This is a genomic window from Pseudomonas juntendi (assembly GCF_009932375.1).
Classification (GTDB): domain Bacteria; phylum Pseudomonadota; class Gammaproteobacteria; order Pseudomonadales; family Pseudomonadaceae; genus Aquipseudomonas; species Aquipseudomonas juntendi.
Map to the genome: position 1 here is coordinate 1 of NZ_BLJG01000109.1, position 12,033 is coordinate 12,033.

Annotated in this window: 9 protein-coding genes; 7 read left to right on the forward strand and 2 right to left on the reverse strand. The window is 58.3% G+C overall.

All coding sequences use genetic code 11. The annotated features are described in order from the left end of the window. Positions 1-183: 183 nt before the first annotated feature. Together GYA94_RS15115 and GYA94_RS15120 are read right to left on the reverse strand one after the other, a co-directional pair. On the reverse strand, positions 184-1,341 hold the full coding sequence (locus GYA94_RS15115; protein WP_161892612.1) for an alpha/beta hydrolase family protein: 1,158 nt from the start codon (positions 1,339-1,341) through the stop codon (positions 184-186). Positions 1,342-1,432: 91 nt separating this feature from the next. Continuing rightward, complete coding sequence (locus tag GYA94_RS15120; protein ID WP_110679215.1) at positions 1,433-2,380, reverse strand: LysR family transcriptional regulator; 948 nt, start codon at positions 2,378-2,380, stop codon at positions 1,433-1,435. Between the two features lie 281 nt (positions 2,381-2,661). On the opposite strand from GYA94_RS15120, the gene GYA94_RS15125 reads away from it, so the two are divergent. From GYA94_RS15125 to GYA94_RS15155, 7 genes are all read left to right on the forward strand, one after another. Beyond that, the gene (locus GYA94_RS15125) at positions 2,662-3,603 is read left to right on the forward strand and encodes a VOC family protein (RefSeq protein ID WP_161892613.1); all 942 of its coding nucleotides are present in this window, start codon (positions 2,662-2,664) and stop codon (positions 3,601-3,603) included. Positions 3,604-3,605: 2 nt separating this feature from the next. Next, a complete protein-coding gene (locus GYA94_RS15130) occupies positions 3,606-3,947 on the forward strand; it encodes a Rieske (2Fe-2S) protein (protein WP_110679213.1) in 342 nt (113 codons plus the stop codon). Positions 3,948-4,089: 142 nt separating this feature from the next. Beyond that, positions 4,090-5,214: an FAD-dependent oxidoreductase gene (locus GYA94_RS15135; protein WP_161892614.1), complete on the forward strand. Its 1,125-nt coding sequence runs from the start codon at positions 4,090-4,092 to the stop codon at positions 5,212-5,214. Positions 5,215-5,351: 137 nt separating this feature from the next. Further along, positions 5,352-7,034 (forward strand): DUF1302 domain-containing protein, encoded by a 1,683-nt coding sequence (locus tag GYA94_RS15140; RefSeq protein ID WP_161892624.1) that lies wholly within the window; start codon positions 5,352-5,354, stop codon positions 7,032-7,034. An 11-nt stretch (positions 7,035-7,045) separates the two neighbouring features. Continuing rightward, positions 7,046-8,410, forward strand: a complete 1,365-nt coding sequence (locus GYA94_RS15145) for a DUF1329 domain-containing protein (RefSeq protein ID WP_161892615.1) — start codon at positions 7,046-7,048, stop codon at positions 8,408-8,410. 55 nt (positions 8,411-8,465) lie between these two features. Continuing rightward, entirely contained in the window at positions 8,466-9,563 is a 1,098-nt protein-coding gene (locus tag GYA94_RS15150; protein WP_110679228.1) for a WD40/YVTN/BNR-like repeat-containing protein, read from the forward strand. A 4-nt stretch (positions 9,564-9,567) separates the two neighbouring features. Continuing rightward, positions 9,568-12,018 carry an efflux RND transporter permease subunit gene (locus GYA94_RS15155; protein ID WP_110679209.1) on the forward strand — a complete coding sequence of 817 codons (2,451 nt, stop codon included), beginning with the start codon at positions 9,568-9,570 and terminating at the stop codon, positions 12,016-12,018. The last annotated feature ends 15 nt before the right edge of the window (positions 12,019-12,033 follow it).

Sequence of the window (12,033 nt, forward strand, 5' to 3'; positions counted from 1 at the left end):
GCAGCCTGTACAGGCTGCGGGCTTTTTCTTTTATCTGGCCAGAATAATCATTTGAGCCTGCCCGCCTCCTGCGCAAACTGGGCCAGGTGTTTTGCTGAAACGCCTGAGTCGGCCTGTTTCAGGCACCTCCAAGCTTTATCGTAAAAGCTGGGAAGTGGCTGAAAAACCACAGGACCCTTGCAGTCAGGCGAGGCGACCACCGAGGGTTTCAGCGACCCAGTCGGCTATATAATGGCCAGCGTTGATACTGTTATCGAAGCTTGAGTGCTGTACCCCCCCCATACGCTCATCGAAAATCTTCAGCTCGCGTTTTGGGCTGTTGACCAGTTGCTCGTAGGTGCGTTCGGCCCACTTGACGGGAATCTGCGAGTCCCTAGCGCCGTGGGTAACGAGAAATGGGACCTTGATGCGATCCAGCACGCCGTCCAAGTGCACGTTCTCGGCGATGCGCATGAAGTCCTCCATGTCCTTAGCACCCCATACCCATTGAACGTGAGCCCAATAGTGCGGTACCGGAAAGCTACCTTCCTTCTCCAGGCGGCGCTTTTGTACATCGCGCCAGTCATGGTTCGCCCCCCAGACCACGCCGCAGGCGAAGCGCGGTTCGAACGCCACTGCACGCGGGCAGTAATACCCACCAAGGGAAACGCCTTCCATGCCGATACGCTTGGCATCGACGTCGTTGCGGGTTTCCAGCCAGTCCACCACACGGCTCGCCCAATGTTCGCTGTCGTACCGCGCGGTCAGGTGATGCAGGCGCAATGCCTCTCCGGTACCCGGCTGATCGATGATCAAAGAGGACACACCACGTTTGGCCAGCCAAGCGGGCAGGCCAACGCGATACTTCATTTCCTTGGTTGAGTCCAGTCCGTTGACCTGAACCAACAGCGGAGCCGCTCCAGTAACACCTTCGGCGCGTACAAGCAGGCCGGACAGATGCGCCCCCTCATAGGGTATTTCTACCCGCTCGCAGTTTTCCTTGGACAACTCAATGCTGCGAGCGAAGGTTTGTAACACGCGTTGATAAAGCGCTTCGCGACCTGGAGCGCCATGAGCCTGAAGGCGCTCGCAGGTCAGGTAGTAAGTCGATGCCCGGCTGTATTTCTCGCCCGCTGAGAACAGGCGCCCTGCGGCTTCATCTTCCTCGGCCATGCTGCAAAGCTTGTCGGCCATTTTTGCCCAGGTCTCGCGGAAGGCCGCAGTACCGGCCGCATCCGGATGCTTGGCAGCTTCAGCGAGCGGTTTGCACATTTCTTCGATTTCGCCGATGCGCGCGCCCATCTCTATGGCCAGGTTGACGGAAAGATCCCAGACGTAGTTGGTAGGGAAGTAACGGAACATTCTTGTTGTCCTTTGAGGTCGTCTGACACGCCCGCCTTGCAGGCGTAGTGCTGAGTCACCTTAAGGACCCATTCGGCAAGTTGGCCAATCGTTACTTTGGATGCGAGGTATCACGCGCCGCGATGCCTGGGGGCGAGAGATCGACCGTCTTGATGAATTCGTGAATACGTTCGCGCAGCCATCGGTGCATGGGGTCCCCGTCCATGCTGCGGTGCCATAGCATGAATTCCCGCATGGCCGGAATCTTCACAGGCGTTGGGAGAATACGTAGTGGCAGATATCTGGCGTAGAGGTATGCCAGCCTACGGTGCATGGTGGCGATGCGCTGAGTGCCCACCACCAACTGCGCAACGGTATTGAAGTCGTGGGTGATCACCTCCAGGCGGCGATTGAAACCGTACTGGGTCATGAACCATTCTTCAATACTTGAACTGCGGTTGCGACCGAAGCCAACCGAGATGTGTCCCAGTTCCATATATTGCTCGAGCGATAATTGCTCCCCCACCAAGGTATTGCCGGCCCAGACCACGCACACGTGTTCTTCCTCGAACAGCAGGTGCGATGGGTGTCCTTCGATTACGTAACGTTCAGGAACGATCATCAGGTCGATTTCACCACGGACCAATAAGTCGCCATCGTTAGGCGCGATCATGTCGAAGGTAATGTGGGGAGCCTGCTCGTGAATTTTCTGTATCACCTGCGAGAACAGTACGGTGATCAGATAGTCAGAAGCCATCAGCTTGAAGTGCCTTTTGCTTGAGACCGGGTCGAACAGCTGTTTGGTGGTGATGGACGAGCGAATGGTCAACAGCACTTCGCGTACCGGCTTGGCCAGCTCCAGTGCATAAGGTGTGGGCTGCATCTTGCGGCCGACTTGCACCAGTAATTCGTCCTCGAAAAATGTCCGTAAGCGACCCAGCACCCCGCTTGTGGCTGACTGAGTCATATGGAGGCGTTCGGCCGCGCGGGTGATGTTCTGCTCTTCCAGCAGTACATCCAATGCGACCAGCAGGTTCAGGTCGAGGTGGTTGAAGCGCATGGCATAGATCCTGATCGTTGTATTTATTTTCAAGATACATTTGCCGCCAACTATGGCTTTAGTCAACCTGCCCTGCACCACGATCGAGCTATGTCGCCTGCAGATGGGCGAGTGACGATGTATTGCGTTTGTCGATACCTCGCATCCCCATACGTGATTGGTCCTCATTGTCTGTTTTGCCTCATCTTGATTGCCAAGTCGCGGCGCTGGTGAGCTGCCCGGCTTCCACCACCGGCGGCTCGCCAACTCGCCGGAAGAACAATTTCAATGGAGTGGTAGTCATGAACATCATTGGCCTTGACGCGCTGGTATTTGGCGTCGATGACATTCGGGCTTGTGCCGACTGTCTGCGCGATTACGGTCTGGCCGCCATCGAACTAAGCGAAGAAGGCGGGCGGTTTGAAGCGCTCGATGGTACGGCCATCATTATTCGTCGACACGACGATCCGGCTCTGCCCCCCGCTATGGGGCCGGCACCTTCCCTTCGCGAAACAGTCTATGGGGTCGGGGCCTCGACCGACCTCGACGCCATTGCCGAGGAGCTTGGACGTGACCGGGCTGTGGTGCGTGATGCCCAGGGTGCCTTGCACAGTGTCGACGACCTGGGTTTCGCCTTGGCGTTTCAGGTTACTTGCCGACGTGCCTTCGACGCTGAGGCTGATCTGACCAATGCCCCCGGTTTTGCTCCCCAGCGCCCGGCCAACAAGCCAGGTATCACGCCGGATATGCCAGCACTCCCACGTACGCTGTCGCACGTGGTGTATTTCGTACCTGATGCCGCGAAGGGCGAAGCGTTCTACCGAGATCGCCTGGGTTTCGTCACCACCGATACCTTCGTTGGAGTCGGCCCTTTCATGCGCACTGGTGCAATGGTCGACCACCACTGCCTGTTCATGATCCAGACGCCGCCCCATATGCGCGGTTGCGAACATTTTACCTTCCATATGGGCAGTGGTACCGAGGTGCTACTGGCTGGTCGGCGGTTCGAAGAAAAGGGTTGGACCAGCTTCTGGGGGCCGGGCCGTCATCTGTTCGGCTCCAACTGGTTCTGGTACTTCAACAGCCCGCTGGGTTGTCATATCGAATACGACGCAGACATGGACACTCATGATGATCAGTGGGTGGCCCGTCAAGCACCGATGTCCGCGGATAACTCGCAGCTTTTCCTCTTCTCCTCCAGGGAGAAGTGGGCACCCGGTGGTCCGCCGCCAAAGCACGGTTGAGCATGTTTGTCGCGCTTTGCCGGCTCGATGAGCTGGTGGAGGGGCAGTCGCGTGGATTCGACCCGTTGCAGCGTGGCAAAGATAGCCTGTTTGCCCTGCGTCACGCTGGTGTCTTCTATCTCTATCGCAACAGTTGCCCGCACCTGGATGTACCTCTGCACTATCGCAAGGACCGCTTTCTGTCTGCCGATGGTTCTCGAGTCATCTGCTACGCGCATGGCGCCCAATTCGAGCCCGATACCGGCCTTTGCGTGTTCGGACCCTGCTTGGGAGAGCGATTGGTAGCCGTGCCCTGGAGGGAGAGGGGAGGTTGGCTGACGGTCGATGAGCGGGTATTGCAGTGAGTTGAGGTATCGCGATCGGCGATACATCGAATCCATACATGCGATTAGTCAAATTCCTGGTTTGGCCAGAAGCTGGTGGCCAAGGCTGCACAGCACCACCACCAGCGGCCATTTCAAATAAGAACAAGAAGCGAGAAGTTACATGAATTCAGTCAAGACAGTCTTGGTCGTCGGGGGTGGAATCGGTGGTCTTTGCGCAGCCATCGCCCTACGACGCAAAGGTATCGCCGTCGACCTGGTCGAATTGAAATCCGAGTGGACGGTGTACGGTGTCGGCATCATCCAGCAGAGCAATGTCGTGCGTGAGATGTCACGGTTGGGTCTGCTTGATGCCTATCTCGATGCGGCCTATGCCTTCGAAGATGTTGCCATCTACACCACCGATGGGCAGCCACTGGTGCGCATCCCAGGTCAGCGTCTGGCCGGTCCACAATACCCTGCCAATGTTGGTATTTCCCGACGTGCCCTGCACAAGGTACTGAGCGAGACGACCATCGAACTGGGTGCCAAGGTACGCTTGGGCACCACTTTGCAATCGATGGAACAGGATGAACGCGGCGTCGATGTGGTGTTCACCGACGGCACCCGCGCACGCTACGACCTCGTGGTAGGGGCCGACGGCTTGTACTCCAAAGTGCGCGAGATGCTGTTCGGCAACAAGTACATGCCGCGTTTCACCGGCCAGTCGGTGTGGCGTTACAACTTCCCGCGTATGCCGCAGATCGATCATCTGGCGAACTATCAGGGACCTGCGGGCAATGCCGGCTTGGTACCGTTGTCCGATGAGCTCATGTACATGTTCACCACTTCTCATGAGCCAGGCAATCCTTGGATGCCCAATGATTCTCTGGCTGCCGAGATGCGTCAGCGCCTGCAAGGCATGGGAGGGCTGATTGCCGAGTTACGCGAGCAGATCGCCGACAACGGGCAGGTAGTCTACAAGCCCCTAGAAGCTGTGTTCGTCAACGAACCTTGGTATCGCGGCCGTGTCGTGATCATTGGCGACGCTGCGCATGCCACCACTCCACATCTGGGCCAGGGTGCCGGCATGGCCATCGAGGATGCTTTGGTGCTTAGCGAGGAACTGACTGCCGAAGGAGATATTGGGCAGCAGTTGGCGCGCTTCATGGCCCGGCGCTTCGAGCGCTGCAAGTATATCGGCGAAAAATCTCTCCTGGCGGGTGAGAAGGAGATGGCGCGTGATCGCGACTTCGACCGTATTGGGCTTGTCAAGGAAATGCTGGAAGTTACTGCCAGGCCAATCTGAGGCCTTTAACCCGGCCGTGCTCGCCGGCATGCCGCCGGCGTGAATTCGGTGCGGCGCTTCATACGATTCGAGTCGCCTTGCAGCGATGCGTGAACAAAGCAAAAAACTCTCATAAAAACAAAAAGAGGTTTATATCGATGGCAAATCGAGAGCTCGTTGCACCCTGGCGAAAGCTGGCTGCCGACCGCCTGACCCTTGCCGCAGCGCTGCTGGCATGCACCAACCAGGCGGTTGCATTTCAGATCGATACTGCAAACCCCGACCTCAGTCTGCGCTGGGATAACACCGTCAAATACAGCGCCGCTTGGCGTATGCAGGATCGCAGCAGCAAGCTATCCGAGGGTCAAGTTGCGCGTAACCAGGATGATGGCGATCGCGCCTTTGGCAAAGGCCTTATTTCCAATCGGCTCGACATTTTCAGCGAACTGGACATGGGGTTTCGCGATTTCGGTGCCCGTGTCAGCGCCGCCGGCTGGTACGACACTGAGTATCAAGAACACAATGACAACAATGATCCCGCCCGGGCTAACCAGCGTTCGGTAGCTTACGATGCGTTTACCGACGACACCCGTCATTTGCATGGAGGTGACACCGAACTACTCGACGCCTTCGCCTACTGGAATGGCGAGCTGGCCAATAGAGCCCTGTCGGTGCGCCTGGGCCGCCATGGCCTGGTATGGGGCGAAAGCATGTTTTTTGGTGCTAACGGCATTGCTGGCGGGATGGCGCCCGTGGATGTGGTCAAGGCGATTTCCGTGCCCAACACCCAGTTCAAAGAGATCACCCGTCCGGTCAGCCAAATCTCCACGACTTATCAACTCACGGATGATCTTTCCCTGGGCGCCTTCTACCAGTTCGAGTGGGAGGAAACCCGCTTGCCAGGTGCAGGCAGCTACTTCTCCGTAAGCGACACTATCGGCGAGGGCAATGAGCGCCTGGTCGTAGGCGACCCGTTTCCCGCCTTTCTCGGTGGTAACCCGAATAGTCCATCAGCGTTTTTCCACGGTAAGGACAAGAAGGCCAAGAGCTCAGGTCAGGGCGGTGTGCAGTTGCGCATCACTGACGATACGGTTGAATACGGCCTGTACGCCATCCAATACCACGACAAGTCACCCAAGCTTTACCTCAAACCCAGCACCACCCCCGAGTTCAGCACCGGAAAGATCGGTGAGTATTACTGGGTCTATCCTGAGGATATCCGGGCACTGGGCGCCAGCTTCATTACCACGGTGGGTGAATACAGCTTCGCAGGTGAAGCCTCCATGCGCTGGAACATGCCACTGGTTTCCAATGGCCAGACGGTCCTGCCCGGCGTGGCCGCGGACAATAACGATGATGCCCTTTACGCGATTGGCCGAACCGCCCATGTCAACCTGAACATGATTGCGTCCTTCGGGCCGAATTTAATTGCGCAAGAGTCGGGGCTGGTCGCCGAAATCGCCTGGAATCGCCTACTCAAAGTTACCGAGAATCGCAGTGCGCTGGACCCCAATGCGACTGACGACGCGGTGGGCCTGAAGCTGGTGTACACCCCCACTTACCGGCAGATCATGCCTGGCATCGATCTCAGTGTGCCAATTGGTATCAGCTACTTCCCCATGGGTAAGTCCGCTGTGGTCGGCTCTTTCGGCCCTGACAAGGGCGGTGACGTCAACATTGGCGTGAGTGCCACCTACCTCGACCGCGTCACCCTTGGCCTGACTTACACACACTATTACGGCCCCGAGGACACCAATCTGAACTCGGCCAGCCAGTTCAATTACAAGCAGTCGTTGAAAGATCGCGATTACTTGGCCTTCTCCGTGAAAACCACATTCTGAGGATCGCGCACATGGCTAGTCAGTTTGCACTCAAGACGTTTTTCCTGACGCTCGCAGGAGCGATGGCCCTGAGCTTGCAGCCGGTGATCGCTGCTACCGCCGACGATCTTGGCAAAAGCCTGACACCGTTCGGCGCCGAAGCATCCGGCAACGCCGACGGCAGTATCCCTGCCTGGACTGGAGGCATGACCACGGTCGATCCCTCCTACAAACCCGGAGGCAAACGTGGCGATCCATTTGCCTCGGAAAAGCCGCTGTTCAGTATTACCGCGAAGAACATGGCCCAGTACGAAGGCAAGATTAGCGATGGCACCAAAGAGATGCTCAAGCGCTACCCAGACACTTATCGCCTGGATATCTACCCGACGCACCGTACGGCGGCCGCACCTCAGTGGGTGTACGACAATACGGCAAAGAATGCCCGGAACGCCAAGCTGGTCGAGAGCAGTGCGGGCCTGATTCCTGAGGGCGCTTATGGGGGTATTCCGTTCCCGGTACCGAAAAACGGCAGCGAGGCGATGTGGAACCACCTCCTGAACTGGCGTGGTACACCGTTGGCCATGGACTTCCGGCATTACCTGGTCACTGCCGAGGGTACGCCAGTCATGACTACGGACGGCAAGGCCATCCAAGAGATGCCCTATTACTACCCGGAAGGTTCGGCAGACAAGTTCGATGGCGATTATTGGTTGTTCCGATTGACCAACGTGGGGCCAGCCCTACGTGCGGGCGAGCAAATCATGGGGCGCACCAACCTGAACGGCGATAAAAGCCAGGCTCACGTCTATCTGGCGGGTCAGAGACGTGTACGCAAGCTGCCCAACGCCTGCTGCGACACGCCGACTCCGGCCACCGCTGGCGTCATGTCCTTCGATGAGTTGAATGTATTCCAAGGTCGCATGGACCGCTTCAACTGGAAGTTGGTGGGCAAGCAGGAAATGTACATCCCCTACAACACGAACAAAGTGCAAACCGCGAGCAACCCAGAAGATGTGCTGGGCAAGCACCATATGAACCCGGATTACGTGCGCTGGGAGTTGCATCGCGTGTGGGTCGTCGAGGCAGAGATTGCCCCTGGCAAGCGCCATCAGTTGCCGAAAGGGCGCTACTACCTCGACGAGGACACTTGGCAGGCCATTCTGGGTGATCGCTGGGATGCCAACGGCCGACTGTCGAAGAGTCTCTGGTCGCTGCCAGCTGTCATGCCGGACATCCCTGCAGTGGCTCAACTTTCCTCAGGTTTCTACGACCTGACCTCCAACACCTGGTTCATCCAGAACCTCTATGCGGGCAAGGCACAGCAGTACGCGATCGTCGATCGCTATAAGTCCTCCGAGTTTTCGCCAGCAGCGATGGCCGGCCGAGGCGTGCGCTAGAGCCTGATCGGGAGGGCCATGAGTCCTCCCTGTTCGATGCAGTTCGAGGTGAATGATGAGCAGATCGAGATGGACAAGCGGCTTTCTTTTAACCCTTGCCTTGCCCTTTTCGTTAGCCACCCAAGCCCAGCCGCTGGCTGTGGCTGGCGTGCTACAGAGTCCAGCGATGCGGACAGTGAATGCAACACATGCCGTTTTCAGCAGTGTCGTGCGTGCCGAGGATCGGCTGGTTGCCGTGGGCGAGCGGGGGTTGATCCTGTTGTCAGATGACAATGGCCTGACGTGGCGTCAGGCCAGCGTGCCGGTTTCCGTAGGTTTGACGGCCGTGCAGTTCGTTGATGCCCAACATGGCTGGGCGGTAGGCCACGGCGGTGTGGTGTTGTTCAGTGAAGATGGCGGGGAGAGCTGGCAGGTGCAGTTGGAAGGGCACCACGCTGCCGAGTTGGAATTGCTTGCCGCACAGCAGGCGGTAGGCGTGACAGCGGATGTCGATGCGGCTCAGGCACGTGTCGAAACGGCGCAGCGGTTAATGGATGAGGGCGCGGACAAACCGCTACTGAACCTGCACTTTACCGATCAACAGCACGGCCTGGTCGTCGGCGCCTATGGTATGGCGCTGCGTACTGCCGATGGTGGAAGGACTTGGCAGTCGGTTGCCGGCCAGATCGACAACCCGACAGGTTTGCATCTGTATGCGGTAGCTCAACAAGGCCGTGACTGGTACTTGGCCGGTGAGCAGGGTTTCCTGGCCCGCTCCAGCGATGATGGTCGGCACTTCGAGCAACTGCCAAGCCCCTATGAGGGCACATTTTTTACGCTGGTGCCAAGACAGGACGGCTCGCTGTTGCTTGGCGGTCTGAAAGGCAATGTTTTCCTCATCCGCAGCGCTGGCAGGGTAATCGAACCGCTGGAAGTGCCAACGCCGGTGTCATTCAGCGACGGCACGCGCCTTGATGATGGCCGAGTGCTGCTAGCCAACCAAGTGGGTGCCGTGTTCGTTTTGGGGGCTACCAGCCACCGTCTGCAGCAGCTGATCCCACCCCAAGGGCGTCCTCTTGCCGGGCTGGCCCAGGCCGCGGACGGCAGTCTGGTCGCTGCTGGGTTTACCGGTCTGGCTCAGCTGTCTTCATCTGCTGCGAAGGTTTCGGAGTGATTTCATGACTTTCAATACGTCTGCCAGCCAGCAAGCCTTCGACCCGCGTTCCGGTTCGTTGATTGAGCGAGCCTTGTTCAATCACCGGCACTGGGTACTGCTGGTCTGCCTGGTGAGCACGCTGCTGCTGGGCTGGCAATCGAGCCGCCTTGAGCTCAACGCTAGCTTCGAAAAAATGATTCCCACCGGGCACCCCTACATCGTCAACTATCTGGAGAACCAGAAGGAGTTGTCTGGCCTCGGTAACGCGCTGCGTATTGCTGTCGCCAATAAAAAAGGCGATATCTACGACGCCGACTACATGAAGACCTTGCAGGCGCTGAGCGATCAGATCTACCTGCTTCCTGGCGTTGACCGTGCTTTCATGAAGTCGTTGTGGACTCCCGCCACACGCTGGGTATCGGTGACCGAGGAGGGCCTGGACGGGGGGCCGGTGATCCCTGATCAATACGACGGCGGGCCTGATTCGCTGGCAGAACTGCGACGCAACGTGCAACTGTCCAACGAGATTGGCCAGTTGGTATCGTTCGATCAGCACTCCAGCATTATCTACGTCCCTCTGTTGGCGAGCACTGCCGACGGTCAGCCGCTGAATTATGCACAACTATCTTCCCAGATCGAGGAACTGCGCAGCCGCTTTCAGAGCGACAGCATTGCCATTCACGTGACCGGGTTCGCCAAGAAGGTCGGCGACTTGATTGCAGGTCTGGAGCAAATTCTGCTGTTCTTCGCCGCCGCGATCCTGATCACCACGGTTGTGCTCTACAGCTATACCCGCTGCGTACGAAGCACACTGCTGGTGGTCATCTGCTCACTGGTGGCGGTGGTCTGGCAGCTTGGCCTGCTGCCCTTGCTGGGGTACGAGCTGGATCCGTACTCGGTGTTGGTGCCGTTCCTGGTGTTCGCGATTGGAATGAGCCATGGCGCGCAGAAGATGAACGGCATCATGCAGGACATCGGGCGTGGCATGCATCGCTTGGTGGCGGCACGTTTCACGTTCCGACGACTGTTTCTGGCCGGTCTTACTGCGCTGCTGTGCGATGCTGTGGGCTTCGCTGTGCTGATGATCATCAAGATCCAGGTGATTCAGGATCTCGCCATCATCGCCAGCTTGGGCGTCGCAGTGCTGATCTTCACCAACCTGATCCTCTTGCCGGTGCTGCTCTCCTATGTTGGGGTCAGCCCGAAGGCCGCGCAACTCAGCCTCAAGAGCGAGCGAGCCGAGCAGTGTGGCCAGGCACGGCACGCCTTCTGGCGCTTTCTCGATCTGTTCACCCGTCGTCCTTGGGCCGGCGTGTGCGTGGCAGTGAGCCTTGCATTGGCGGTGCTGGGCTTCATGGTCAGCCTGCACCTGAGCGTTGGCGATCTGGACCCAGGTGCCCCGGAACTGCGAGCCGATTCGCGCTATAACCAGGACGATGCTTTTCTCACTCGGCACTACGGCGCAAGTAGCGACTTGTTCGCGGTGATGGTCCATACACCGGCGGGCGCCTGTGCGCGTTACGACATCCTGCGCAAGGTCGACCAGTTGGACTGGCAGTTGCGCAGCCTGCAAGGCGTGGATTCGACCAATTCGCTGGCGTTACTCAATCGTCGCATGCTGGTCGGCCTGTCCGAAGGCAGTCCGAAGTGGTACGAGCTGCAAAACAACCAGGCGACGCTGAACATGATCACCGCCAGCGCACCTCGAGGGCTCTACAACGAGGCGTGCAACCTGCTGACCCTGTATGTTTACCTCACCGACCACAAGGCCGAGACGCTGACTCGTCTGGTGGATCATGTCGAAGCCTTTGCTGCTGCCAACGACACTGAAGAAGTGCAGTTTATGCTTGCGGCTGGCAACGCGGGTATCGAAGCGGCCACCAATATTGTCGTGAAACAGGCCAACCGAGAGATGCTGTTCTGGGTCTACGGTGCGGTGATTCTGCTGTGCCTGATCACCTTCCGCTCCTGGCGCGCCACACTGTGCGCGGTGATCCCGCTGATGCTCACCTCGATCCTTTGCGAAGCGCTGATGGTCTGGCTAGGGATTGGCGTGAAGGTCGCAACGCTGCCGGTCATCGCCTTGGGCGTGGGCATCGGCGTGGACTACGCGCTGTATGTCATGAGCATCATGCTCGGCCATTTGCGCGAGGGGGCAAGCCTTTCGCAGGCCTATTACCGTGCGCTGCTCTCGACCGGCAAGGTGGTCATGCTGACCGGCGTCACCCTGGCCATTGGTGTGGGTACATGGGCGTTCTCTCCGATCAAGTTCCAGGCCGACATGGGCATTCTCCTGGCGTTCATGTTCGTCTGGAACATGGTCGGTGCGCTGCTGTTGCTCCCGGCCCTGGCCTATTTCCTTCTTCCTGTCGGCAAGCGCCATGCCCCGTTGGTCGAGCATGCGGCCGATCATGAGGTACATGCCCAACCTGCAGATGCTGTCATGCCTGCGCCACGCGTAGCCCATGGCTGAACTCGACTTTCCAAA